This is a genomic window from Pseudomonas fluorescens (assembly GCF_001902145.1).
Taxonomy (GTDB): Bacteria; Pseudomonadota; Gammaproteobacteria; order Pseudomonadales; family Pseudomonadaceae; genus Aquipseudomonas; species Aquipseudomonas fluorescens_BV.
This window is the reverse complement of record NZ_MRST01000018.1, coordinates 18,442-43,207: the sequence shown is the minus strand read 5'-3', so window position 1 is coordinate 43,207 and position 24,766 is coordinate 18,442. Positions and strand designations below refer to the sequence as shown.

At 61.6% G+C, this 24,766-nt stretch carries 21 protein-coding genes; 16 read left to right on the top strand and 5 right to left on the bottom strand.

Annotated elements, in window-relative coordinates; translation table 11 throughout:
- Positions 1 to 85: 85 nt before the first annotated feature.
- The 12 genes from arnC to BUE92_RS05215 all read left to right on the top strand — a co-directional run bounded on the left by arnC (position 86) and on the right by BUE92_RS05215 (position 13,198).
- Complete coding sequence (arnC, locus tag BUE92_RS05270) at positions 86 to 1,132, top strand: undecaprenyl-phosphate 4-deoxy-4-formamido-L-arabinose transferase (protein ID WP_073522332.1); 1,047 nt, start codon at positions 86 to 88, stop codon at positions 1,130 to 1,132.
- A complete protein-coding gene (gene arnA, locus BUE92_RS05265) occupies positions 1,129 to 3,132 on the top strand; it encodes a bifunctional UDP-4-amino-4-deoxy-L-arabinose formyltransferase/UDP-glucuronic acid oxidase ArnA (protein ID WP_073522331.1) in 2,004 nt (667 codons plus the stop codon). Before arnC ends, arnA begins: the two co-directional genes overlap by 4 nt.
- Positions 3,132 to 4,016: a 4-deoxy-4-formamido-L-arabinose-phosphoundecaprenol deformylase gene (gene arnD / locus BUE92_RS05260; protein WP_073522330.1), complete on the top strand. Its 885-nt coding sequence runs from the start codon at positions 3,132 to 3,134 to the stop codon at positions 4,014 to 4,016. Before arnA ends, arnD begins: the two co-directional genes overlap by 1 nt.
- Positions 4,013 to 5,668 carry a lipid IV(A) 4-amino-4-deoxy-L-arabinosyltransferase gene (gene arnT / locus BUE92_RS05255; RefSeq protein WP_073522329.1) on the top strand — a complete coding sequence of 552 codons (1,656 nt, stop codon included), beginning with the start codon at positions 4,013 to 4,015 and terminating at the stop codon, positions 5,666 to 5,668. Before arnD ends, arnT begins: the two co-directional genes overlap by 4 nt.
- Positions 5,665 to 6,012 (top strand): 4-amino-4-deoxy-L-arabinose-phosphoundecaprenol flippase subunit ArnE, encoded by a 348-nt coding sequence (gene arnE, locus BUE92_RS05250; RefSeq protein ID WP_073522327.1) that lies wholly within the window; start codon positions 5,665 to 5,667, stop codon positions 6,010 to 6,012. Before arnT ends, arnE begins: the two co-directional genes overlap by 4 nt.
- The gene (gene arnF, locus BUE92_RS05245) at positions 6,009 to 6,422 is read left to right on the top strand and encodes a 4-amino-4-deoxy-L-arabinose-phosphoundecaprenol flippase subunit ArnF (RefSeq protein ID WP_073522326.1); all 414 of its coding nucleotides are present in this window, start codon (positions 6,009 to 6,011) and stop codon (positions 6,420 to 6,422) included. The genes arnE and arnF overlap by 4 nt, the downstream gene beginning before the upstream one ends.
- On the top strand, positions 6,419 to 7,801 hold the full coding sequence (locus BUE92_RS05240) for a UDP-glucose dehydrogenase family protein (RefSeq protein ID WP_073522325.1): 1,383 nt from the start codon (positions 6,419 to 6,421) through the stop codon (positions 7,799 to 7,801). Before arnF ends, BUE92_RS05240 begins: the two co-directional genes overlap by 4 nt.
- Positions 7,802 to 9,424 carry an ArnT family glycosyltransferase gene (locus BUE92_RS05235; protein ID WP_073522324.1) on the top strand — a complete coding sequence of 541 codons (1,623 nt, stop codon included), beginning with the start codon at positions 7,802 to 7,804 and terminating at the stop codon, positions 9,422 to 9,424. It begins immediately after the preceding gene.
- 320 nt (positions 9,425 to 9,744) lie between these two features.
- Positions 9,745 to 9,933, top strand: coding sequence for a type VI secretion system contractile sheath small subunit (locus tag BUE92_RS05230; protein WP_256673939.1), 189 nt, complete (start codon positions 9,745 to 9,747; stop codon positions 9,931 to 9,933).
- A gap of 165 nt (positions 9,934 to 10,098) precedes the next feature.
- The gene (locus tag BUE92_RS05225) at positions 10,099 to 10,809 is read left to right on the top strand and encodes an HPP family protein (RefSeq protein WP_073522322.1); all 711 of its coding nucleotides are present in this window, start codon (positions 10,099 to 10,101) and stop codon (positions 10,807 to 10,809) included.
- Between the two features lie 130 nt (positions 10,810 to 10,939).
- Entirely contained in the window at positions 10,940 to 12,043 is a 1,104-nt protein-coding gene (locus BUE92_RS05220) for an enoyl-CoA hydratase/isomerase family protein (protein WP_073522321.1), read from the top strand.
- Positions 12,044 to 12,046: 3 nt separating this feature from the next.
- Positions 12,047 to 13,198: an acyl-CoA dehydrogenase family protein gene (locus tag BUE92_RS05215; protein ID WP_034127451.1), complete on the top strand. Its 1,152-nt coding sequence runs from the start codon at positions 12,047 to 12,049 to the stop codon at positions 13,196 to 13,198.
- A 157-nt stretch (positions 13,199 to 13,355) separates the two neighbouring features.
- On the opposite strand, the gene BUE92_RS05210 is transcribed toward BUE92_RS05215, so the two are convergent.
- Genes BUE92_RS05210 through BUE92_RS05190 form a run of 5 tightly spaced genes read right to left on the bottom strand, consistent with a single transcriptional unit; the run spans position 13,356 to position 18,913 of the window.
- On the bottom strand, positions 13,356 to 14,129 hold the full coding sequence (locus BUE92_RS05210; RefSeq protein ID WP_073522320.1) for an enoyl-CoA hydratase: 774 nt from the start codon (positions 14,127 to 14,129) through the stop codon (positions 13,356 to 13,358).
- A gap of 11 nt (positions 14,130 to 14,140) precedes the next feature.
- On the bottom strand, positions 14,141 to 15,268 hold the full coding sequence (locus BUE92_RS05205) for an acyl-CoA dehydrogenase (protein WP_073522319.1): 1,128 nt from the start codon (positions 15,266 to 15,268) through the stop codon (positions 14,141 to 14,143).
- A 9-nt stretch (positions 15,269 to 15,277) separates the two neighbouring features.
- Positions 15,278 to 16,462 (bottom strand): acetyl-CoA C-acyltransferase, encoded by a 1,185-nt coding sequence (locus tag BUE92_RS05200; RefSeq protein WP_003191238.1) that lies wholly within the window; start codon positions 16,460 to 16,462, stop codon positions 15,278 to 15,280.
- A 12-nt stretch (positions 16,463 to 16,474) separates the two neighbouring features.
- Complete coding sequence (locus BUE92_RS05195; RefSeq protein WP_073522318.1) at positions 16,475 to 17,242, bottom strand: SDR family NAD(P)-dependent oxidoreductase; 768 nt, start codon at positions 17,240 to 17,242, stop codon at positions 16,475 to 16,477.
- Positions 17,243 to 17,263: 21 nt separating this feature from the next.
- On the bottom strand, positions 17,264 to 18,913 hold the full coding sequence (locus BUE92_RS05190; protein ID WP_073522317.1) for an AMP-binding protein: 1,650 nt from the start codon (positions 18,911 to 18,913) through the stop codon (positions 17,264 to 17,266).
- A 430-nt stretch (positions 18,914 to 19,343) separates the two neighbouring features.
- Between BUE92_RS05190 and BUE92_RS05185 the strand changes: the two genes are divergently transcribed.
- The 4 genes from BUE92_RS05185 to BUE92_RS05170 all read left to right on the top strand — a co-directional run bounded on the left by BUE92_RS05185 (position 19,344) and on the right by BUE92_RS05170 (position 24,741).
- A complete protein-coding gene (locus tag BUE92_RS05185; RefSeq protein ID WP_073522316.1) occupies positions 19,344 to 20,237 on the top strand; it encodes a bestrophin family protein in 894 nt (297 codons plus the stop codon).
- Positions 20,238 to 20,307: 70 nt separating this feature from the next.
- Positions 20,308 to 21,366: a tetratricopeptide repeat protein gene (locus BUE92_RS05180; RefSeq protein WP_073522315.1), complete on the top strand. Its 1,059-nt coding sequence runs from the start codon at positions 20,308 to 20,310 to the stop codon at positions 21,364 to 21,366.
- 205 nt (positions 21,367 to 21,571) lie between these two features.
- Positions 21,572 to 23,071, top strand: a complete 1,500-nt coding sequence (locus BUE92_RS05175; RefSeq protein WP_073522314.1) for an ATPase domain-containing protein — start codon at positions 21,572 to 21,574, stop codon at positions 23,069 to 23,071.
- A complete protein-coding gene (locus BUE92_RS05170) occupies positions 23,071 to 24,741 on the top strand; it encodes an ATP-binding protein (protein WP_073522313.1) in 1,671 nt (556 codons plus the stop codon). Before BUE92_RS05175 ends, BUE92_RS05170 begins: the two co-directional genes overlap by 1 nt.
- Positions 24,742 to 24,766: the final 25 nt, after the last annotated feature.

The window sequence follows — 24,766 nt, the reverse complement described above, 5'->3', positions numbered from 1 at the left end:
CGTTGTAGTCTGCGGGCTGTAGTTTTGCCCGATAATCACTGCCGTTTTCGCGCTCCAAGTTGCTCCAACCCGAGGTCATGAATCTTTGAAACCCTACCCTATTCATTGCGTGTCGATCGTTATACCGGTCTACAACGAACAAGAAAGCCTGCCTGAGTTGCTGCGTCGCACCACGGCAGCCTGCAAGCAACTGGCTTACGAATACGAAATCATCCTGGTGGATGACGGTAGCCGCGACAACTCCGCACAACTGCTCGAAGACGCCGCCGCCGAAGACGGCAGCAATGTGGTGGCGGTGATCCTTAACCGCAACTACGGCCAGCACGCGGCGATCATGGCCGGCTTTGAACAGTGCCGTGGCGAAGTGGTGATCACCCTCGACGCCGACCTGCAGAACCCGCCGGAAGAGATCCCGCGCCTGGTCGAGCAAGCCGCCCTGGGCTACGACGTGGTCGCCACCGTGCGTAATAACCGCCAGGACTCGGCCTTCCGCCGCTGGCCGTCGCGCTTGATCAACCTCGCCGTGCAACGTTCTACCGGCGTGGCCATGACCGACTACGGCTGCATGTTGCGTGCCTACCGCCGCACCATCGTCGACGCCATGCTCGCCTGCCGTGAGCGCAGCACGTTCATCCCGATCCTGGCCAACGGCTTCGCCCGCCACACCACGGAAATCCTGGTGCACCACGCCGAACGTGAACATGGCGAATCCAAATACAGCGCCATGCGCCTGATCAGCCTGATGTTCGACCTGCTGACCTGCATGACCACCACGCCCTTGCGGCTGCTGTCCATCGTCGGTTTCAGCCTGGCGGCGCTGGGCGTGCTGTTTGCCTTTGCCCTGATCGTCATGCGCCTGGCCTTCGGCGCCGACTGGGCCGGTGATGGCCTGTTCGTGCTGTTTGCGGTGTTGTTTGTGTTCACCGGTGGCCAGTTCATCGGCATGGGCCTTTTGGGCGAATACCTGGGCCGCATGTACAGCGATGTCCGCGCCCGCCCACGCTTCTTTATTGAAAAAGTACTGCGTAACCAACCGGCAGCACCGGCTCCAGTCGTCGTGGTTGACGGCCTGGTGCCTTCCCATACTTCTACTTCTACTTCTACTTCTTCTTCGGATCAGGTCCAGTCATGAGTTCAAAAGCTGTTGTATTCGCCTATCACGATATTGGCTGCGCAGGCATTGAAGCGCTGCTCAGCGCCGGTTACGACATTGCTGCCGTGTTTACCCATGCCGACGACCCCAAGGAAAACAACTTCTACGGTTCCGTCGCCCAACTCTGCGCCCGCAATGGCATCCCGGTACATGCACCGGAAGACGCCAACCACCCGCTGTGGATCGAACGCATCGCCAAGCTGAACCCGGAGTACATTTTCTCGTTCTACTACCGCAACCTGCTGAGCGAGCCGCTGTTGGCCACCGCCCGCAAAGGAGCGTTCAACCTGCACGGCTCGTTGCTGCCCAAGTACCGTGGCCGCGCCCCAGCCAACTGGGTGTTGGTCAACGGCGAAACCGAAACCGGCGTGACCCTGCATCGCATGGTCAAGCGTGCCGATGCCGGCGCCATCCTGGCCCAGCAGAAAGTCACCATCGAGCGCACCGATACCGGCCTGAGCCTGCACGCCAAGCTGCGTGATGCGGCCACTGCTCTGCTGCGCGATGCCCTGCCACAGCTGGCCCAGGGCACGCTGAGCGAAACCGCCCAGGACGAGAGTAAAGCCACCTACTTCGGTCGTCGCACCGCCGCCGATGGCAAGCTGGACTGGAAAAACCCCGCCGAGCAGCTGTTCAACCTGGTGCGCGCAGTGACCCAGCCGTATCCGGGCGCCTTCTGCGCCGTGGGCGAGCACAAGCTGATCGTGTGGCAAGCCGATGTGGTCAAGGGCAACGAAGGTCTGGCGCCTGGCCGTGTAATCAGCGTCAACCCGCTGCGCATTGCCTGCGGTGAAGATTCCCTGGTGGTCAAGTTCGGCCAGCGCAACGAAAACGGCCTGTATCTGGCCGGCCCGTCCCTGGCCGATGAACTGGGCCTGGTGGATGGCTCCGTACTGCGCGGCGCCGAATCGGGCCGCAAGCCGCGCCGTACCCGTGTGCTGATCCTGGGCGTGAACGGTTTTATCGGTAACCACCTGTCCGAGCGCCTGCTGCGTGACGACCGCTACGAAGTCTATGGCCTGGACATTGGCTCTGACGCGATCGAGCGCCTGCGCAGTCACCCGAATTTCCATTACGTGGAAGGCGATATCAGCATCCACACCGAATGGATCGAGTACCACATCAAGAAATGCGACGTGGTGCTGCCGCTGGTGGCCATCGCCACGCCGATCGAATACACCCGCAACCCGTTGCGTGTGTTTGAACTGGACTTCGAAGAAAACCTCAAGCTGGTGCGCTACTGCGTCAAGTACAACAAGCGCGTGATTTTCCCGTCGACCTCCGAAGTCTATGGCATGTGCCAAGACCCGTATTTCGACGAAGACACCTCCAACCTGGTGGTGGGCCCGGTCAACAAGCAACGCTGGATCTACTCGGTGTCCAAGCAACTGCTGGACCGCGTGATCTGGGCCTACGGCGACAAGGGCCTGAAGTTCACCCTGTTCCGTCCATTCAACTGGATGGGCCCGCGCCTGGACCGCCTGGACTCGGCGCGTATCGGCAGCTCCCGCGCCATTACCCAATTGATCCTGAACCTGGTGGAAGGCACGCCGATCCGTCTGTTCGACGGTGGTGAGCAGAAGCGTTGCTTCACCGACATTGCCGACGGCATCGAAGCCCTGGCGCGCATCATTGATAACGACAATGGCGTGTGCGACGGCCAGATCATCAACATCGGCAACCCCGAAAACGAAGCCAGCATTCGCCAGCTGGGCGAAGAACTGCTGCGTCAGTTCGAGGCTCACCCGCTGCGCCACAACTTCCCGCCGTTCGCCGGTTTCCGCGACGTCGAGAGCAAGGCGTTCTACGGCACGGGCTACCAGGACGTGGCGCACCGCAAGCCAAGCATCGAAAACGCCAAGCGCCTGCTGAACTGGGAGCCGAGCGTGCAGATGAGCGAAACCATCGGCAACACGCTCGATTTCTTCTTACGCGAGGCCATGCTTGAAATCGCCCAGTCTATTGACGAAGCCAAATAATGAAGGCAGGTCTTCGCATCGACGTCGACACCTACCGCGGCACCCGTGAAGGTGTGCCACGGTTGCTCGACTCCCTGGCCGAAGCCGGGGTCAAGGCGACGTTCTTCTTCAGTGTCGGGCCGGACAACATGGGGCGTCACTTGTGGCGCCTGATCCGCCCGCAGTTCCTGTGGAAGATGCTGCGCTCCAACGCTGCCGGCCTGTATGGCTGGGACATCTTGCTGGCCGGCACCGCCTGGCCAGGCAAGCCGATTGGCCGTGACCTGGGGCATTTGATGCGCCAGGCCAAGGCTGCCGGGCATGAAGTCGGCCTGCACGCCTGGGACCACCATGGCTGGCAGGCCAACACCGGGCGTTGGAGCGAGGCACAGCTGGTCGAGCAGATTCGACGCGGCGTAGACACCTTGAGCGACATCCTCGGCGAGCGCATCGACTGTTCAGCGGCCGCCGGCTGGCGTGCCGATGAGCGAGTGGTGCAAGCCAAGCAAGGCTTCAACTTTCGCTACAACAGCGATTGCCGGGGCACCAGCCTGTTTCGACCCACCTTGGCCGATGGCAGCGCGGGCACCCCACAAATTCCGGTAGACCTGCCGACCTTCGACGAAGTCGTCGGGCCGGTGGTGGCTGCCAACGATTTCAACCGCTTCATTCTTGATCGGTTCAACGCGTCAAAGCTGAACGTCTACACGATCCACGCGGAAGTAGAAGGGATTCTGATGGCCAATGATTTTCGCCAGTTGCTCGCCCAGGCCGTGCAGCGCGGCATCGAGTTCAAACCCTTGGGCGAGCTGTTGCCCACGGATGCGAACACCCTGCCCCAGCAACAGTTGGTGCGCGGCGCCTTGAGCGGCCGTGAGGGTTGGCTGGGAGTGCAGCAGGCATGATCCGCCGCTGGGCTTTGCCCCTGCTCCTACTGGCGTTCGCCGTGTTCTACCTGCTGCCGCTGGCCACCCATGGCCTGTGGATTCCAGATGAAACCCGCTATGCGCAAATCAGCCAGGAAATGCTGCTGACCGGCAAATGGGCCGCGCCGCACTTCATGGGCATTCGCTACTTCGAAAAGCCCGCCGCAGGCTATTGGATGATCGCGCTGGGCCAGGCGATCTTCGGGCAGAACCTGTTCGGCGTGCGGTTTGCCTCGGCATTGAGCACCGGTTTGAGCATTCTGCTGGTGTATCTGGTCTCTCGCCGGTTGTGGAACGACCCGCAAAAAAGCCTGGTCAGCACGCTGCTCTACATGAGCTTCGTCAGCGTGGCCGCGCTGGGCGGCTATGCCAACCTGGACCCGCAGTTCACCTTCTGGGTCAACCTGACGGGCGTGGCCTTGTGGTTCTGTTTCGACAGCACCACACGGCGTGCGCGCTTGTGGTCCTGGGCCTTGCTGGGCCTGGCGTGCGCCATGGGTTTCATGACCAAGGGCTTCCTGGCCTGGTTGCTGCCGGTGCTGGTCGCCCTGCCCTACGCCGTCTGGCAAAAACGTTTTGGCGAGTTGTGCAAATTTGGCCCTGTTGCCGTGGTGGTGGCGATTGCTGTCAGCGTGCCGTGGGCGCTGGCCGTGCACCTGCAGGAGCCGGACTACTGGCATTTCTTTTTCTGGCACGAGCACATTCAGCGCTTTGCCGGTGAAGACGCCCAGCACGCCGAACCCTTCTGGTATTACCTGCCGCTGCTGGTAGGGTTCGCGCTGCCGTGGGTCGCGCTGTTGCCGTCCGCGCTCAAGCAAGCCTGGCTGCAAAAGCGTGTGCCGAAAACTGCATTCCTGCTGCTGTGGCTGTTGATGCCCCTGGCCTTTTTCAGCCTGGCCAAAGGCAAGCTGCCCTCCTACATCATGCCGTGCATGCTCCCCCTGGCCTTGCTGATGGGCTCGGCCCTGAGCGACAAACTGGCTCAAGGCCACGGCCGCGTCCTGCGCATCAATGGCTGGTTGAACCTGGTGATCGGCGTGCTGGTATTGCTGGCCCTCAGCTGGTTCCAGTTGAAGAAGCCGGTATACGAACCGGGTGAGGAAACCCTCAGCCTGGTGCTGGTGTTCATCTTTCTGTTCGGTTGGATCGTGGTCAATCTGCTGCAAGCGGCACGCCCCTTGGCATTGTGGGCCGCGCCGCTGATCGGCAGTGGATTACTGGTGCTGCTGGTGCCTGCGGCGTTGCCCCATTCGGTGGTTTACAACAAGACCCCGGACCAGTTCATCATTGATCACATCGACGAATTGCAACCCAGCGTTGCCCTGCTGAGCAACGACCTGGGCGCCGCCTCGGCGCTGTCCTGGCGCCTCAAACGCCCCGATATCACGCTGTACAACACCTCGGGTGAGGTCAAGTACGGCCTGGCTTACGAGGACACCGCCCCGCGTCTGGTCGACCGTAATCGCATTCAGGCGTGGATGGCCGAAACCCGCCGTACCGGCGCGGTGGGCGTGGTGATGCGCGTCAATAGCACCGGCGAAAAAGAAGAACTCGCGCTGCTGCCTACCGACGGCAAGCGTTATGCGCAGGGCAAGATCGTGATCCTGATTTTCCCGCAGGTCGCGCCATGATCACCCTGCTGTTATTGCTCACGGCCTGCCTGCTCACCTGCATGGGCCAAGTCTCGCAAAAATTTGCCGTGGAAAGCTGGCGTGGCGTGCCAGACGGCTGGGTATCGAAACTGCGCTCGCCGTGGTTGTGGTCGGCGCTGGTGTGCCTGGGCCTGGGCTTGCTGGTGTGGCTGCTGGTATTGCAGCGCCTGGAAGTGGGCATTGCCTACCCCATGCTCAGCCTGAATTTTGTGCTGGTCACGCTGATGGCGCGCTTTGTGTTTCACGAACCCATTGATGGCCGTCACTGGCTGGGTGTGGGGCTGGTGATTGCCGGCGTCGTCTTGCTGGGGCGTCAGGTATGAGCCGCGCGCGGGGTTTCGCCCTGGCCCTGGGCAGTGTCGGCCTGGTGAGTGGCGCCCAATTGGGCATGCGCTGGAGCATGACGCGCCTGCCGCTCCCGACTGAATGGCTGGCTGCCCTCACCCACAACAGTATCGACCTGGGCGCCTTGGGCGTGGTGATCCTGGCGATCATCGCCTATGCGCTGTCAATGCTGTGCTGGCTCGCCGCACTGAAGCACTTACCCCTGGGCCGCGCTTATTCGCTGCTCAGCATCAGTTATGCGCTGGTGTACTTGCTGGCCGCCAGCCTGCCGGTGTTCAACGAAGTGCTCTCGCTTTCAAAAACCTTGGGGGTGGCCTTGGTCATCCTCGGCGTACTGGTTATCAACTCTCGTCGTACCAGCACCTCAAGTCCCAGGAATACCCCATGAAAATCAGTGTATTTGGTAGTGGTTACGTTGGTCTGGTCCAGGCCACTGTATTAGCCGAAGTCGGTCACGATGTCATTTGCATGGACGTTGACAAGCACAAGGTCGAATCGCTGCAGAAGGGTCACGTGACCATCTTCGAGCCGGGCCTGGCAGCCATGGTCAAGGACAACCTGGAAAGCGGGCGCCTGCGCTTTACCCACGACGAAAAACTCGCCGTCGAGCACGGCGAAGTGCTGTTTATTGCCGTGGGCACACCGTCGGATGAAGACGGTTCGGCCGACTTGAAATACGTGCTGTCGGTCGGTGATGCGGTTGCCCGCCATCGCGTGGCACCAGTGATCCTGGTGGAAAAATCCACCGTGCCGGTCGGCACCGGCGACACGTTGCGCGACCATATTCTCAAGAATCTGCGCGCCGCTGGCCGTGAGCTGCAGTTCGATATCGTCTCCAACCCGGAATTCCTCAAGGAAGGCTCAGCCGTTGCCGACTGCCGCCGCCCGGACCGCATCATCATCGGCTGCGAGCGTGAAGAGGTGCGCGAGGTGATGCGCGACCTGTACGCGCCCTTCAACCGCAACCACGACCGCATCATCTTCATGGACCTGCGCAGCGCCGAACTGACCAAGTACGCCGCCAACTGCATGCTGGCCACCAAGATCAGCTTCATCAACCAGATCGCCGAGTTGGCTGAACACCTGGGTGCCGACATTGAGTCGGTGCGCCTGGGCATCGGTGCCGACTCACGCATCGGCTACCACTTTATCTACCCCGGCTGCGGCTATGGCGGCTCGTGCTTCCCCAAAGACATGCGCGCCCTGATCCACAGCGCCAAGCAGGCCAACTGCTCCAGCGACTTGCTCGAAGCCGTGGAAGCCATCAACCAGCGCCAGAAGAGCAAGCTGTTCGAGCGCATCAAGGCGTTCTTCCAGGGCAACCTCAAGGGCAAGACGTTCGCCCTGTGGGGCCTGGCCTTCAAGCCCAACACCGATGACATGCGTGACGCTCCCAGCCGCGTGCTGATGGAAGCGCTGTGGGCCGCCGGCGCCAATGTGCGTGCTTTCGACCCGGAAGCCATGCAGGAAACCCAGCGGATCTACGGCGATGACCCGCGCCTGATGCTGATGGGCACCCCGGAGTCCACCTTGGGCGGCGCCGATGCGTTGATCGTGTGCACTGAATGGCAGCAATTCAAGGCGCCGGACTTTGACCTGATTCACCAGCGCCTGAAAACCCCGGTGATCTTCGACGGCCGTAACCTGTACGACGGTGAACGCCTGACGCGCAAAGGCTTCAAGTACTTCCCCATCGGCCGCGGCGACTCCTGCGAGTTGCCGATCCCCCAGCAAAACTGGGTGGAACAGGTCAAGGACGCTTGCTAGGTGAACATCGCCTTACCGTCCGCGCAGCGTGCAACGATCCGCCACCAGTCCCTGGGGCTGGGGCTCATGGCACTGGTGTTGTTTATCGCCGCCAACTGGCACCAGGCGATCATCGGCTTTGATTCGCGCTTTGTGCTGTTTGCCCAGGAAATGCTGCGCCATGGCCCGAGTTTCTTTCCCACCACCTATGGTCAGCCGTATGCCGATTACCTGGCGACGTCGACCCTGTTGACGTGGCTGCTGTCGGTACCCTTGGGCCAGGTCACCAGCCTGACGGCGTGGCTGCCCACGGCGGTCGCGTCGGCGCTGATTGTGGTGCTGGTCTATCGCCTCACGGCGCCCTACTCGCCGCGTTGGGGCCTGCTGAGTATTGCGATGCTGCTGCTCAGCAGTACCTTCGTCAGCGAAACCCGCGCAGTCTCCCTCGACCAGATGCTCGCCGCCGTGGCGTTGGCGGTGTTCTACCTGGGTTATGCTCATGACCACTTCGCCGCTGCCAAGCGCCTGCATTGGGTGTTTTTGCTGTTGCTGCTGGGGTTTGCAATCCGTGGCCCGATCGGCCTGGTGATCCCTACGGGCATGTTGTGCAGCTACTACCTGATCAACCGCCAGTGGCGCCAGCTGTTCAGCTTCGGCCTGCTGGCACTGGCGCTGCTGGCAGCCTGCGTCGGCCTGTTGCTGCTGCTGGCCAAGCTCAGCGGCGGCGAAGACTTTATGCATGACGTGATTCGCATGCAGTTCCTGGGGCGCATGGATGGCAGCGAAGGCTCCGGCGGCGTGCTGTATTACTTCACCAGTTCTTTGGGCAATTACGCCCTGGCCTATCCACTGGCCTTGTTAGTGCTGCTGGCGGTGCTGATGGGCGGTCGACGTGCGCCGGACCCAGCCTTGGAGCTTGTGCTCTATTGCGCGGCAGCGGCTGTGCTGGTGATGCTGGGCCTGTCGGTACCCCAAGCCAAGAAAGCGCGCTATATCCTACCGATGTTACCGATGGCCGCGATCATTGCCGCGTATCCCTTCGTGGTCACGCAAGGGCGGCTGTTTGCGTGGCTACGCGCCTTGATGCTGGGCATCTGGACGCTGTTGCCAACGCTGTTGGCCATTGGCTTGGTGGTGGCGCGGCGGCGCTACCCGGAGCCGCTGGCCGACCTTGCGCTGATCTTTGTCGTGCTTGGCATGCTACAGGTGCTGGCCCTGCTGGCATTGTTCCGAGCGCGGCTGCGCACCTACGGCCCTGCCTTGGCCGCCGTGTTCGCCCTGTGGAGCACCTACATCATGGTGGTCGAACCCCTGCAACGTCAGGTGTACGACACCCGCACCTTCAGCCTCGCGGTCAAGGCGCACGTTCAGCAGCAACCGGCGCCGCTGGTGTTGCACGCACTGGGCAAAGACGCGAAAGCCATCAAGTTCATGGTCAACTTCGATTGCGACAAGGTCCCGCTGTTTACCCAGTTGCCCGCCGAACTGAAAACGGTCCAGGCGCCGGCATGGTTGGTCATGAGCCAGGCCGACTTCCAGGCGCTGGACGATCCGCGCCTGCGTTCAATCACGCCGACACTCACCGCAGCGTTCGACAAAAGCCCCTATGTGTTGCTGCATTTGGCAAAAACCTCGACGCCTTGAGTGCTTTTGCGGCTGCAGTGTAAGAAAGAACGCCCACTCTTCCACGAGTGGGCGATTTTCATCATAGGTATCAAGAAAACACCTACATTTGTTTGCGTAATGGCTGGTGCACTTTCCCTTTCGGTGCTCGGAGCCCAACGGTAGACTCGCTGCCACGTGCACTTATTATCTACCACCCGACCGTCAGGACTGCCCTGAAACGCTTGGGTCAGGGTACTTCATGACAACAAGGACGTTGTAGGCTGCCCACGCGCGATGGCTTACTTCATTGAGAGGACAATGCCGTGCGACAAGACCTGTTAACCGTACCTTTACCCAGGCTGGATCGTTTGATGGCATTGCGTGACGCACTGGTGGCATTGAAGGGGCCGCTGGCCGACGATCCAAGGCTGCGCGAAGACCTGCAAGCACGCCTGTTCAATGAAGAAACCCATCGTCGCGTGCTGGGCAAGATCAATCCGGCTACACCCGCAGACTCCGGGCCGATTACCTACGGCGAGGCCTTTTAGCTGCATTTATTTTGCATTTAACCCTCATTAATCTGCATTGGCGCCGCGTTATCAAGCACGGCACACTGCACAGGTTCCTTCCCCCAATGTTGGAACCTTCAAAGGGCTGTTCCGGGAAACCAGGCAGGCCTTTTTTTTCGCCCGCTGTTTATGGACCGTCTTTCAATGCTCGCTCGCTGGTTACCCGCTGCAATCAACACCCGTCCCGCCGAATGGAGCCGTGCAGCCATCGGTATGGCCCTGGGCACGCTGTTCAGTGTCTGGGCCTGTGCCCAGGTGTTCGGCATGGAAGTGGCCCTGCACCTGCTCGGCCCTCTTGGCGCATCGGCCGTACTGCTGTTTGCCGTGTCGTCGGGGGCGCTGGCTCAACCCTGGTCGATCATGGGCAGTTACCTGTGTGCAGGCGTCGTCGCGTTGCTGGTCGCCCGCGTCCTGGGGCGCACCTTGGGCAGCGCGTGCCTGGCGGCGGGCATGACCGTGATCCTCATCTGCTGGCTGCGCTGCCTGCACCCGCCGGCCGGTGGCCTGGCCATGACCCTGGTGCTGGCCGATCCTGCGTCCATCGCCCTTGGCTGGTATGAACTGGCGCCGGTGATGCTCGGTGCCGGCGCCCTGCTCGTCTGCGCGCTGGCCTATAACAATGCCACGCGCACGCGTTATCCCAAGGGCCTTGCCGAGCCTGCCCCGGTTATCCTGGGCACTACCACCGCCGTGAGCGAGCCGAGCATCACGGCAGCCGACCTCAAGCTCGCGTTGGCCGAGATGGAGCAGTTCTACGATGTCGAACCGACAGAGTTGGAGCAACTGATCCACGCCGCCGAGGGCCATGCCCGACGTCGCAGTATCGGTGAGGTACTGGCCAGCCGGGTGGTTTGACCGGCACTGCATAAATGCAACAACGACCTGCAGGATTCCGGGTTGTACGGGGCAAATTTGCACTGGTACGATCACGAGAGAGTTCACCCGCGAACATCTTGATAAAGACAATAAAAGCAGGGAGTTAGAGATGACTGCTCAGGTTTCATCCCAAGCAAGCCACGCCGAGGTGCAGCAGGACGCTGTCCTGGCATGCGTGCGCAACCATATCGGCCACCTCACCCTCAATCGTCCCGCTGGCTTGAACGCCATCACCCTGGACATGGTCCGCCAGTTAACCGCGCACTTGCAGGCCTGGGCCGACGACCCCGAGGTCTACGCCGTGGTACTGCGCGGCGCCGGTGAGAAAGCCTTTTGCGCCGGCGGCGACATCCGTTCGCTGTACGACAGCTTCAAGCAAGGCGACACCCTGCACCAGGACTTCTTCGTCGAGGAATATGCCCTCGATCTGGTCATCCACCACTACCCTAAACCCGTACTCGCGTTGATGGACGGCTTCGTCCTCGGCGGTGGCATGGGCCTGGTGCAAGGCGCAGACCTGCGGGTGGTGACTGAACGCAGCCGCCTGGCAATGCCGGAAGTGGCCATCGGGTACTTTCCGGATGTGGGCGGCAGCTATTTCCTCTCACGCATCCCGGGTGAGCTGGGTACTTACCTTGGGGTGACTGGCGTGCAGATCCGTGCGGCCGATGCCTTGTACTGCGGGTTGGCAGACTGGTACATCGACAGCGCCAAGTTGGTTGAGCTGGATCAGAAACTCGACGGTCTGCACTGGCACGACTCGCCGCTCAAGGACCTGCAAGGCGCACTCGCCAAGCTCGCCGTGCAGCAATTGCCCGACGCCCCCTTGGCGGCCTTGCGCCCGGCCATTGACCACTTTTTCGGGTTGCCGGACGTGCGCAGCATCGTCGAGCAACTGCAGCAAGTAACCGTGGCCGATAGCCACGACTGGGCACTGACCACCGCCAACCTCATGCAGACCCGCTCGCCCCTGGCCATGGCCGTGACCCTGGAGATGCTGCGCCGTGGCCGCCACCTGCCACTGGAACAGTGCTTTGCCCTGGAACTGCACCTGGATCGCCAATGGTTCGAGCGCGGCGACCTGATCGAAGGGGTTCGCGCCCTGATCATCGACAAGGACAAGTCTGCGAAGTGGAACCCGCCCACCCTCCATGCGCTGGATGCCAGCCACGTGGAGAGCTTCTTTCGCGACTTCGTGCAGATTGGGAAATAAGCCATGCAAGATCTTGAATACACTGAAGAACAAGTGATGATCCGCGACATGGCGCGCGATTTTGCCCGTGGCGAAATCGCCCCCCATGCCCAAGCCTGGGAAAAAGCCGGCTGGATCGACGACGCCCTGGTGGCGAAGATGGGCGAGCTGGGCCTGCTGGGCATGGTCGTCCCGGAAGAATGGGGCGGCACCTATGTCGATTACGTCGCCTACGCCCTGGCCGTGGAGGAAATATCCGCCGGTGACGCTGCGACGGGCGCGTTGATGAGCATCCATAATTCAGTCGGTTGCGGGCCGATCCTCAACTACGGCACAACCGAACAGAAACACACCTGGCTGGCGGAACTCGCCAGCGGCCAGGCCATCGGTTGCTTCTGCCTGACCGAACCCCAAGCCGGTTCCGAAGCCCATAACCTGCGCACCCGTGCCGAACTGCGTGATGGCCAATGGGTCATCAATGGCGCCAAGCAGTTTGTCAGCAACGGCAAGCGGGCCAAGTTGGCCATCGTGTTCGCCGTGACCGATCCGGACCTGGGCAAGAAAGGCATTTCGGCGTTCCTGGTGCCCACCGATACCCCAGGTTTCGTGGTCGACCGCACCGAGCACAAGATGGGCATTCGCGCGTCAGACACCTGCGCCGTCACCCTCAACCAATGCAAGGTTCCTGAAGCCAATCTATTGGGTGAGCGCGGCAAGGGCCTGGCCATCGCCCTCTCCAACCTCGAAGGCGGCCGCATTGGTATCGCCGCCCAGGCCCTGGGTATTGCCCGCGCCGCGTTTGAAGCCGCGCTGGCCTACGCCCGTGATCGGGTGCAGTTCGACAAGGCAATCATCGAACACCAGAGCGTGGCCAACCTGCTAGCCGACATGCAAACCCAGCTCAACGCTGCGCGCCTGCTGATCCTCCACGCCGCGCGCCTGCGCACTGCCGGCAAACCGTGCTTGTCCGAAGCCTCCCAGGCCAAGCTGTTCGCCTCGGAAATGGCCGAGCGGGTCTGCTCCAAGGCAATGCAGATTCATGGTGGGTATGGGTATCTGGAGGATTACCCGGTGGAGCGCTATTACCGCGATGCGCGGATCACACAGATTTACGAAGGCACCAGCGAGATTCAGCGGATGGTGATTGCCCGGGAGTTGAAAAACTACCAGCTCTAACGGACATCACACAATCGCCTTCTGTAGGAGCGAGCTTGCTCGCGAAAAACGTCAACGATAACGCGTGCTACCTGAATAAACGCGGCGCCTGTGAGTTTTTCGCGAGCAAGCTCGCTCCTACAAAAAAGCCTTAACTGTCTGCGACGTTTGGCAGGGGTTACTTATCCTTGAATTCCGGCGTTCGCTTGGCCACGAATGCGGCCATGCCTTCCTTCTGGTCCTGGGTGGCGAACGCCGCATGGAACACCCGGCGCTCAAAGCGCACGCCTTCGGACAGGCTGACTTCAAACGCACGGTTCACGCTTTCCTTGACCATCATGCTGATCGGCACGGATTTACCGGCGATCAGGGTGGCCACTTTCAGTGCTTCTCCCAGCAGTTCATCAGCGGGCACGATGCGCGCCACAATCCCGCAACGCTCGGCTTCTACCGCGTCGATAAAGCGCCCCGTCAGGCACATGTCCATGGCCTTGGCCTTGCCCACTGCACGGGTCAGGCGCTGGGTGCCGCCCATGCCCGGCAGCACGCCCAGGTTGATTTCCGGCTGACCGAATTTGGCGGTGTCGCCGGCGAGGATAAAGTCACACATCAAGGCCAGTTCGCAGCCGCCGCCCAGGGCGAAGCCATTCACGGCGGCGATGATCGGCTTGCGGCGGTTGGCCACGCGATCGCTGTCGCTGAACAGGTCGTCCATATAGATCTGCGGGTAGGTCAGATCGGCCATTTCCTTGATATCGGCACCGGCCGCGAAGGCTTTTTTCGAGCCAGTCAGCACGATGCAGCCAATTTCAGGGTTGGCTTCCAGGCTGTCCAACGCCTGGTTCAGTTCGCTGACCAGTTGCGCATTCAAGGCGTTCAGCGCGTTGGGGCGGTTAAGCGTGATCAGCCCGACACGGCCCTGGACGTCTAGCAGGATGGTTTCGTAACTCATGTATCGGCTCCTTAAAGATTGCGTGAGATGACCATGCGTTGAATATCGCTGGTGCCTTCGTAAATCTGGCAGACCCGCACATCGCGGTAGATCCGCTCCAGGGGGAAGTCGTTCAGGTAACCGTAACCGCCCAGGGTTTGCAAGGCGGCCGAGCAGACTTTCTCGGCCATTTCCGAGGCAAACAGCTTGGCCATGGACGCCTCGACCAGAGCCGGTTTACCGCTGTCACGCAGGGCGGCGGCGTAATGCACCATCTGCCGAGCGACGGCGATCTGGGTGGCCATGTCGGCCAGGCGAAAGGCGACGGCCTGGTGTTCGATCAGCGGCTTGCCAAAGCTTTCACGCTCACGGGCATAGTCGCGGGCCGCTTCGAAGGCGGCGCGGGCCATGCCTACCGACTGGGACGCGATGCCCACGCGGCCGCCTTCCAGGTTGGCCAGGGCGATTTTGTAGCCCTCGCCCTCCTCGCCCAGGCGGTTGGCCACCGGCACTTTCACGTCTTCAAACAGGATCTGGCAAGTGTCCGAGGCATGCTGCCCCAGCTTGTCTTCCACCCGTGCCACGGTATAACCGGGCGAATCGGTGGGCACGATAAACGCGCTGATCCCACGCTTGCCTGCGGCGGGGTCGGTGACCGCAAACACAATCACTATCCCGGCGTTTTGCCCGGACGTGATGAACTGTTTGCAGCCGTTGAGTACATAGTGGTCGCCTTCAAGGCGCGCACGGGTTTTCAGGCTGCTGGCATCGGAGCCGGCCTGGGGTTCGGTCAGCGCAAAAGCTCCCAGCATGGCGCCGCTGGCCAGGGGCGTGAGGAACTGCTCTTTCTGTTGGTCATTGCCGAACTTGAGGATCGGCACGCAACCCACCGAGTTGTGCACGCTCATGATCGTGGAGCAAGCACCGTCGCCCGCAGCGATTTCTTCCAGGGCCATGGCGTAGGCCAGGTAGCCGGTGTCGCAACCGCCCCACTGCTCCGGGACCAGCATGCCGAAAAAGCCCAGTTCGGCCATTTGCGCAATGGCCTCCTTGGGAAAACGATGCTCGCGGTCCCACTCGGCGGCGAAGGGTTTCAAGCGTTCCTGGGCAAATTGCCGGGCTGCGTCGCTGATCTGCAGTTGTTCGTCATTGGGCAACATGGGTCATCCTCAATACAGGCATTCAACGGCCATCGCCGTGGCTTCACCGCCGCCAATGCAGATAGCGGCGACACCACGCTTGAGGCCCTTCTGACGCAGGGCCGCGAGCAATGTCACCAGGATGCGTGCGCCGGAGGCACCAATGGGATGGCCCAATGCGCAGGCGCCGCCGTGCACGTTGACCTTCTCGTGGGGAATCTCCAGCTTGCTCATGGTCACCAGGCTGACCACGGCGAAGGCCTCGTTGATTTCGAACAGGTCCACCTCGTCGAGGCTCCAGCCGGTCTTGCTCATCAGCTTGCGGATCGCTCCCACCGGTGCCACCGGAAACAGCCCTGGCTCATCGGCAAACGCGGCGTGCCCGTGGATCACTGCCAACGGCTTGAGGCCGCGCTTGAGCGCCTCGGACTCACGCATCAGCAACAACGCCGCGGCGCCATCGGAGATCGAGCTGGAGTTGGCTGCTGTCACTGTACCGCCGTCACGGAACGCCGGTTTCAGGCTGGCAATCTTGTCCAGCTTGGCTTTTGGCGGTTGCTCATCGTGCAGGATGGTTTTTTGTTCCTTGCCCACGGTGACCTGCACCGGGACGATTTCACTGGCAAAGCTGCCGTGGGTGATGGCCTCTTGTGCGCGGGTCAGGGAAGCGATGGCAAACGCGTCCTGGGCTTCCCGGGTAAAACCATTGTGCTCGGCGCAGTCCTCGGCAAAGGTGCCCATAAGGCGCCCCTTGTCGTAAGCATCTTCGAGGCCGTCGAGGAACATATGGTCGAGCACCTTGCCGTGGCCCATACGGTAGCCGCTGCGCGCACGGTCCAGCAGGTACGGGGCGTTGGACATGCTTTCCATGCCGCCAGCGATCACCACATCGACACTGCCAGCGCGCAGCGAATCGTGGGCCAGAATCGTCGCTTCCATGCCGGAACCGCACATCTTGTTGAGGGTGGTGCAGCGCGTGCCCTTGTCCAACCCGGCGCCCAGGGCAGCCTGGCGGGCAGGCGCCTGTCCAAGCCCGGCGGGCAGCACGCAGCCAAACAGCACTTCATCGACAGCATCGGTGGCGATACCGGCACGCTCGACCGCCGCACGAATGGCGGCTGCGCCCAGCTGCGGTGCGGTCAGGCTTTTGAGGTCGCCCTGGAACCCGCCCATGGGCGTGCGCACGGCGCTGACAATAACAATAGGGTCGTTCATAGCCATTGCTCCTTATTTGGCGGCCATGCGCAAGGCACCGTCGAGACGGATCACCTCGCCATTGAGCATGCTGTTTTCAATGATGTGGCGTACCAGCGCGGCATATTCGGCGGGCTTGCCCAGGCGTGGCGGGAACGGCACGCCGGCAGCCAGGGAGTCGCGCACCTGCGGGGTCATGCCGGCCATCATCGGGGTTTCGAAAATGCCCGGTGCAATGGTCATCACCCGGATACCAAAGCGCGCCAGCTCCCGTGCGGCCGGCAAGGTGAGGCTGGCGATCGCGCCCTTGGAGGCGGCGTACGCAGCCTGGCCGATCTGCCCATCGAATGCCGCCACCGAGGCGGTATTGATGATCACGCCGCGCTCGCCGTCGGCATTCGCCTCGGTTTCAGCGATAGCCGCAGCGGCCAGGCGCAGCAGGTTGAAGCTGCCGACCAGGTTGACGTTGATCACCTGGGCAAAGCTTGCCAGGCCGTGCGGGCCATTCTTGCCGAGGATCTTCTCGCCACGCACCACACCCGCGCAGTTGACCAGGCCATGCAAGCCACCAAAGGCCTCGACCGCTGCCTTCACCGCAGCTTCTGCAGCGGCTTCCTGGCTGATGTCTGCTACAGCACTGCGGGCGTTGTCGCCCAGTTGCTCGGCCTTGGCGGCCACAGCGTCGGCGTTCAAGTCCACCAGCATCACCTTGGCACCCGCGGCGACCAGCATTTGCGCCGTGGCCGCGCCGAGGCCCGACGCGCCGCCGCTGACCAGGAATACCTTGTTTTCAATCTGCATCGTTGTTTCCTTTTAAAGGGATCAAGCCACGGCCGCCTGGGCCTTGGCGATTTCCTGATTGCGCAAAATAAAGCGTTGCAGCTTGCCGCTCGGGGTCTTGGGCAAGTCGCTGACAAATTCGATTTCCCGCGGGTACGCATGGGCGGCGAGGCGCTGGCGTACATGCAGGCGCAGTTCTTCAGCCAGCTGCGGGGTGGCACGGTATTGCTCACTGATCACCACAAAGGCTTTGACCAGCTCGGTGCGCTCCGGGCAAGGCTTGCCGACCACGGCAGCCTCGACCACCGCCGGGTGTTCCACCAACGCACTTTCCACATCGAAAGGGCCGACGCGGTAGCCGGATGTAGTGATCACGTCGTCGCTGCGCCCGACAAAGCTGATGCTGCCGTCCGGGTTCAGCTCCACGGTGTCGCCGCTGAGGTAGTACTTGCCGACGAACGCCTTGGTTTTCACGCCGTCGTACCCGGCAAACCAGCACATGGGCGATTGCTCGCGGTCGATGGCAAGGATGCCGGGTTGGCCGGCCGGCAGCTCCTGATGGTTGTCATCCAGCACCACGATGCGATGCCCTGGCGAGGCAAAACCCGCCGAGCCGACATGCACCGAATGCGCCAAACCATGGTGATTGCACAGCACCATGCCCAGCTCGGTCTGGCCGTAATGGTCGTGGATGGTCACGCCCAGGTTGTCGGCGAACCAGCGGATCACCTCCGGGTTCAATGGCTCGCCGGCGCTGCTGACGATGCGCAGCTTGCCCTTGATCGAACGGGCGAACTGTTCGCCACCGGCAATCAACAGCCGATACGCCGTGGGCGAACCGGTCAGGTTGGTGATCGCGTATTTATTGATGACCCGGCAGGTGCTTTCCAGGGTGAACGGCCCATCGTAGAAGGTGATCGGGTGCCCCATGGACAACGGCCCGGTCACGCCGAAATAGATGCCATAGGCCCAGCCAGGGTCGGCAACGTTCCAGAACGCGTCCTCGGGGCGCAAGTCCACGGCGTCGCGCATGTAGCCCTGGAACGCGACGATGGCCTTGAGCGGTACCGACAGCGCCTTGGACGGGCCGGTGGTGCCGGAGGTGAACATCAGCAGGAACGGCTCCTCTGCGCCCAGCAGCACCGGCTCGCAGTGAGAAGAGTAATTGGGCAGTTCGGCCCAGAAGCTGTAGTCGCCCCGCACGATACCTTCGCCCTTGGCCCCGGCGACTGTGACGATGGTCGGGCAGTCGGCGACTTCGCCCAGCTTGGGGCGGTTCACTGCATCGGTGACCACCAGCGCTGCGCCAGAGCTGTTCAAGCGATGTTCAATCGCCTTGGGGCCGAACGCGGTAAACAGCGGCTGATAGACCGCGCCGATGCGCCACGTCGCCAGCACGACCACCAACAGTTCGGCAGTGCGGGGCAACAGGCCCGCCACCTTGTCACCGCGCTTGACGCCCTGGGCCAGCAGGAAGTTGGCGAAACGTGCGGCCTGCTCTTGCAGTTCGGTAAAGGTCGACGTGGCGCTGCGCCCGTCCTTGCCTTCCCAGAACAACGCGATGCGCCCCGGCAGTGCGTGACGGTCACAGCATTCCACACAGGCATTGAGCGCCTGCAGATTGCCGGCCAGTGCGGCGTCGACGGTGTGCTGGTAATCAAACTCGCTGGTGGCAGCCAAATACTCACGCATCGCTTCCTATCCTTCTGTGTTTTTATTTTCAGGACGTTTACAACTCGATAAACCGCTGAAATAGTCGCTCCAGAGCGGCGCAGCGGCAATGGTCAAAGCCTTCAACCTGGCTGACTGGTTTGGCCAGTCCGTAGTGAAACGCGGGGGGCTTTTTCGCTTTCTGGGAGCGGGCTTGCCCTAATGCCGTTCAGTTAAGGCTTTTTGTAGGAGCGAGCTTGCTCGCGAAAAACTCACAGGCGCCGCGTTCAATCAGGACACACGCGTTATCGTTGACGTTTTTCGCGAGCAAGCTCGCTCCTACAGAGGGTTATGTACTGCCCGGCTCCCACGTTAGTCATTGAGTCGACTGATCAGACGGTCGATCCAAGTGATTGGACGCGATGCATAGCAGCTTCTAATCTGACGGCCTGCTCCGCCACAGAAGCCCTCCATGATCGTTCGCCCTAAACCCAACGTCCTGGGTATCCTGTTCTCCCTCAAAGGCTCCATTGCCAAGCGCATTGCCTGGCGCAGTCTGCTGGTCACGCTGTTGGCCTCGGTCATCGTGCTGGTGGAAACCCTGCACCCCGCCTATTTTTCCAAGGTCAACGCTACGCCCTTCACCTTGTTGGGCCTGTCACTGTCGATCTTCATGAGTTTTCGCAATAACGCCTGCTACGACCGTTGGTGGGAGGGCCGCAAGCAACTGGGGCAAATGGTCATTGACGTGCGCTCGCTGATTCGCGAGACGCAGGTGCTGGGGGACACCGCCGAGCGTGCTGGCCTGCTGCGCGGCCTGTGCGGTTTTGCCCATGGTTTGGTCGCGCATTTGCGCCATGAAGATCAATCCCGGGCGATACACCCGTGGATCAGCGTGCCAGCGGGCCACCCCAACCTGCCGGACAGCGTGCTGCAAACGGTCGGTGCGCGCTTTTCGGTCCTGGCACAACAGGGCGTGATCAGCGAATGGCGCTACACCCAACTGGAAGCCCGGCTGGTCAGCCTGAGCCAGGTGCAGGCGGCGTGCGAGCGCATCAAGACCACGCCGCTGCCCTTTCCCTACACCCTGCTGTTGCACCGTACCATTTACCTGTTCTGCATCTTGCTGCCATTCGCCATGGCCGAGCCACTTGGCTGGTTGACGCCGGTGTTCACCGCGATTGTCAGCTACACCTTCTTTGGCCTGGATGCGATTGGCGATGAATTGGAAGACCCCTTCGGCTTCGACGAAAACGACTTGCCGTGTGACGCCATCCTGCGGACATTGGAGCGCGAGATCCTCGCCGCCCTTGGCGAAGTCAACCTGCCGCCTGCGTTGGAGCCAGCGGACTACGTGCTGACCTGACGCGGGTTTGACACTCGCCTCGCACTGACCGAAGCTTGGAACTTTGCTGCCCAAGCTTTCGGACGCCTGCATGTCAAAGTCACGCCGTTACTCCATCATCGGCCTGTGCGCCCTGTTGCTGATCGTACTGATCACCTGGTTTTTCTCCCGCACCCCGGCAGTGGCCGTCCCCCCGGCCATCGCACATGGCTATTCCAAGGCCTTGAAGCAGGCGCATAACGGCGAGCCAGGCGCAGCACGGGTGTTGTACCAACAGCTGGGCCGGCCGGACCTGTCGCCCGAGCGCCGCGCCGCCTTGCACGCTGAGCTGCCCAATTACCCCAGCCCCCAGGCGCTGAAACTGGCCGATAAAGACCTGGCCAATGAGTCGGCGCTGGTGCGCGAAGCCGCGATTCACAGCATCGTCGGCCTGGTGCCCACTGGCCAACGCACCTTACTGCTCGGCCCAGTGCTGGACGATCCCGAACAACCGGTGCGCTTTGCCGCCGCCAACGCCTTGCTCGGCCTGTCGCCCGATACCCTGGGCTTGTACTTTGGCCCACTGCAGCAGGTGCTCGATGAATTCGTGACAACGCTCAAGGCCCAGCCCGAAACAGCTGAAGGCTGGATTCAATTGGCGCGCCTGTACATCCACAGTGCCCTGCTGCCGGAGGCGCAAAACGCCCTGGAGCAGGCAATGCGCTTGCAGCCGGACAACCTGCAAGCGGTGGTATCGCAAATCGAACTGCTGGACAAACAAGGAAAGACTGACGAGTCGCGTCAACTGCTGGCCCGACAGTTGGCTGCGCACCCCGAATCGGCCTACCTGCAACATGCTCTGGGCATGTGGCTGCTGCACCATGGCGAGCGCCCCTACGCCCTGCTAGGCCTGTCCAAGGCGGTGGAGCTTGCGCCGGACAACCCGGATTATCGCTACGACCTGGCCACGACCCTGCACGCCCAGGACGAAGTAGAGGCGGCCCAGCGCCAGTTGGAAGAAATCGTCCAGCGTCATCCCGCCAACCGCAAAGCCCGCGTGCTGCTGGTCAACTACTGGAAAGAGACCGGCCAGTTGCAGAACGTCCAGGTGCTGCTCGCTCAACTGGAGCAACAGAACCCGGATGATCCGGCGCTACAGCAGGGCCTGTAGGAGCGAGCTGCTCGCGAAAAACGTCAACGATAACGCGTGCTTGCTGAATGAACGCGGCGCCTGTGGGGTTTTCGCGAGCAAGCTCGCTCCTACACCGCTGCAATTCGTACAAAACGTTGAACCGCTACGTGCCACTACGGTCAAGTGAATATGGCGCGTCCCAGTCGGCGTGCCCCTTTACTTGTACGTGACCTGAGGGCACTTCTTGAGTACATCCAAACAGCTGTTGAGTGAAAAGGCGGCCACCGGCGTCGAAGGTCTTGATGACATTCTTGCCGGGGGGCTATCGCGAAGCCACGTGTTTTTGCTCGAGGGTGAACCCGGCACCGGTAAAACCACCGTGGCCCTGCACTTTCTGCGAGCCGGTGCGCAGAATGGCGAACGTTGCTTATATATCACTCTGTCCGAAACCGAGCACGAATTGCGCCAGGGTGCCAAATCCCACGGCTGGGACTTGGATGAACATATTCATATCTTCGAGCTGACTCCACCGGAAAGCCTGCTCAACGCCGATCACCAGCAAAGCCTGCTGTACTCCTCCGACCTGGAGCTGGGTGAAGCCACCCGCCAGATCTTTGAAGTGGTAGAACGGGTCAAGCCAACCCGCGTGGTGGTCGACAGTCTGTCTGAGATCCGCCTTCTGGCGCAGAGCTCCTTGCGCTATCGCCGGCAGATCCTGGCGATCAAGCACTACTTCGTGCGTTATGACGCCACCGTACTGCTGCTGGACGACCTGACCACCGAGTCCCTGGATAAAACCGTGCACAGCGTGGCCCACGGGGTGATTCGCCTGGAGGAACTGACCCCCGACTACGGCGCCGAGCGTCGTCGCGTCCGGGTGGTGAAATACCGTGGCCAGAAATACCGTGGCGGCTTTCACGACTTCACCATCATGGGCGACGGCATCCACGTATTCCCGCGCCTGGTGGCGGCCGAGCATCGGGGCGGTTACAACCGTCAGACCTTGAGCAGTGGCATCGAGGAGCTGGACTCTTTGCTCGGCGGCGGTATCGAGACCGGCTCCAGCAGCCTGATTCTCGGTCCGGCGGGTACCGGCAAGTCGCTGATATCGATGGTCTTCGCCGCCGCCGCCGTGTCGCGAGGCGAAAAGGCTGCGCTGTTCATCTTCGATGAAGAGCTGGGCCTGCTGTTCGAACGCATGAAGAACATGGGCATCGACCTGGCTGCTATGCGAGACACCGGCAACCTGCTGATCGAACAGGTCGACGCCGCGGAACTCTCCCCCGGCGAATTTTCGCATCGGGTTCGCCGCTGCGTGGATGAACGCGGCATCAAGACCGTGGTCATCGACAGTATCAACGGCTACCAAGCCGCCATGCCCGAAGAGAACGCGCTGATCCTGCATATGCATGAGCTGCTGCTGTACCTCAACCGCCGAGGCGCCGCGACTTTTATGACGGTGGCCCAGCATGGCCTGGTGGGCGACATGCAGACGCCGGTCGACATCACCTACCTGGCCGATACCGTGATCCTGCTGCGTTATTTCGAGGCTCTGGGTAAAGTTCGCCGGGCGATTTCGGTCATCAAGAAAAGAACCGGCTCCCATGAGTCGACCATTCGCGAATATCGCATCGGCAGCCGCGGCATGACGGTGGGTGTCCCACTGGATAACTTCCAGGGTGTGCTGCGGGGCATTCCGACCTATATGGGCGCCGGCTCTCCTCTGCTCAAGGATGAGGGCTAGTGCCGGCCCTTTCTCCCGCCTCCGAGCGCGCCATCGTGCTGGCACCCATGGGCCGCGATGGCTCATTGGCGCTGATGATGCTTAACGAAGCCGGCTACAGCGGCATCGTCGCCGACAGCCTGGCAGCCTTGTGCCAAGAGCTGACGCAGGGCGCCGGCCTGCTCATCATTGCCGCTGAGGCGCTACGTGGCGTAGATCTGGAACCCTTGCTTGAGCAGTTGCATCAGCAACCGGCCTGGTCCGACCTGCCTATCGTGCTGATGACCCAGCATGGCGGCAAAGAGCAGAACGGCTCGACCCGGCTGAGCGGCTTGCTGGGCAACGTCACGTTTCTGGAGCGGCCGTTCCATCCCATCACCTTGATCAGCCTGGTCAGCGCCGCCCTGCGCGGTCGGCGTCGCCAGTACGAAGCGCGGGACCGGTTGATTGACTTGAGCGAGAGTGAGCTGCGTCTACAACGCACCCTGGAAACCCTCGAACAGCAAGTAGAAGAACGCACAGCTCAACTGCGTCACAACGAAGAAGCCCTGCGCCAGTCGCAGAAAATGGAAGCCGTCGGCCAGCTGACCGGCGGTATCGCCCATGACTTCAACAATATGCTTACCGGCATTATCGGCAGCCTGGAACTGCTGCGCCGGCGTGTAGCGCGAGGCAAACTGGATGACCTGGACAGCCTGATCGACCTGGGCGTGACCTCCGCCAACCGCGCGGCCAGCCTCACCCACCGACTGTTGGCATTCTCCCGTCGACAATCGCTGGATTCCAAGCCGGTGCAGATCAACCAGTTGGTCACCGCCATGGGTGAGTTGTTGCAACGCAGTATCAACGAAAGCATCAGCCTGGACATGCGTCTGAACGATGCCTTGTGGACCGCCGAAGCCGACCCGAACCAGCTCGAAAGCGCCCTGCTCAACCTGGTGATCAACGCGCGCGACGCCATGCCCGCCGGTGGCACACTGACCGTGGAAACCACTAACCGCCACCTCGACAGTGTCTTTACCGCCGCCTACGGCACCTTGACCCCAGGCGATTACGTAGAGCTGAGTGTCAGCGACAACGGCTGCGGTATTCCACAACACTTGATGGGCCGCGTGTTCGATCCGTTTTTCACCACTAAACCCATCGGCCAGGGCACGGGGCTGGGGCTGTCGATGATCTACGGCTTCGCTCGCCAGTCTCGTGGGCATGTGACCATCCACAGCGAAGTCAACAAAGGCACGACGGTCAGCCTGTTTCTGCCGCGCTTCATCGGTGAGCCCCAGGCACAGGCGCCGCTCAACCCGACACTGCTGCCGTTTGCCAATGCTGGGGAAACGGTATTGATTGTCGAGGATGACCCCGCGGTTCGGGTGCTGGTCAGCGCTGTGCTCAAAGAACTGGGGTATGGGTTTATCGAGGCTGGGGACGCGAATACGGCGGTACCGATCATTGAATCCGAACAGCGCATCGACCTGATGATCAGCGATGTCGGCTTACCCGGTATGAACGGCCGGCAACTGGCGGAAATCGGCCGGCAGATTCGTCCTCAACTCAAGGTATTGTTCATCACCGGCTATGCCGAGCACGCCGCCGTGCGAGGGGGCTTCCTGGATCCTGGCATGCAGTTGATCACCAAGCCGTTTACCTTCGATTTATTGACCGCCAAGGTCCGAGAAATGATCAAGGCCTAGGGCTAATGCCAGTCAGTCAAGCGCA

Coding starts and splice junctions, on each gene's coding strand:
- BUE92_RS05190 (WP_073522317.1), bottom strand. CDS start 18,913: ATGCGTGAGTATTTGGCTGCCACCAGCGAGTTTGATTACCAGCACACC.
- BUE92_RS05225 (WP_073522322.1), top strand. CDS start 10,099: ATGCTCGCTCGCTGGTTACCCGCTGCAATCAACACCCGTCCCGCCGAA.
- BUE92_RS05195 (WP_073522318.1), bottom strand. CDS start 17,242: ATGCAGATTGAAAACAAGGTATTCCTGGTCAGCGGCGGCGCGTCGGGC.
- BUE92_RS05220 (WP_073522321.1), top strand. CDS start 10,940: ATGACTGCTCAGGTTTCATCCCAAGCAAGCCACGCCGAGGTGCAGCAG.
- arnF (WP_073522326.1), top strand. CDS start 6,009: ATGAGCCGCGCGCGGGGTTTCGCCCTGGCCCTGGGCAGTGTCGGCCTG.
- arnD (WP_073522330.1), top strand. CDS start 3,132: ATGAAGGCAGGTCTTCGCATCGACGTCGACACCTACCGCGGCACCCGT.
- BUE92_RS05205 (WP_073522319.1), bottom strand. CDS start 15,268: ATGTTGCCCAATGACGAACAACTGCAGATCAGCGACGCAGCCCGGCAA.
- arnE (WP_073522327.1), top strand. CDS start 5,665: ATGATCACCCTGCTGTTATTGCTCACGGCCTGCCTGCTCACCTGCATG.
- BUE92_RS05240 (WP_073522325.1), top strand. CDS start 6,419: ATGAAAATCAGTGTATTTGGTAGTGGTTACGTTGGTCTGGTCCAGGCC.
- BUE92_RS05210 (WP_073522320.1), bottom strand. CDS start 14,129: ATGAGTTACGAAACCATCCTGCTAGACGTCCAGGGCCGTGTCGGGCTG.
- BUE92_RS05215 (WP_034127451.1), top strand. CDS start 12,047: ATGCAAGATCTTGAATACACTGAAGAACAAGTGATGATCCGCGACATG.
- BUE92_RS05180 (WP_073522315.1), top strand. CDS start 20,308: ATGTCAAAGTCACGCCGTTACTCCATCATCGGCCTGTGCGCCCTGTTG.
- arnA (WP_073522331.1), top strand. CDS start 1,129: ATGAGTTCAAAAGCTGTTGTATTCGCCTATCACGATATTGGCTGCGCA.
- BUE92_RS05185 (WP_073522316.1), top strand. CDS start 19,344: ATGATCGTTCGCCCTAAACCCAACGTCCTGGGTATCCTGTTCTCCCTC.
- BUE92_RS05200 (WP_003191238.1), bottom strand. CDS start 16,462: ATGAACGACCCTATTGTTATTGTCAGCGCCGTGCGCACGCCCATGGGC.
- arnT (WP_073522329.1), top strand. CDS start 4,013: ATGATCCGCCGCTGGGCTTTGCCCCTGCTCCTACTGGCGTTCGCCGTG.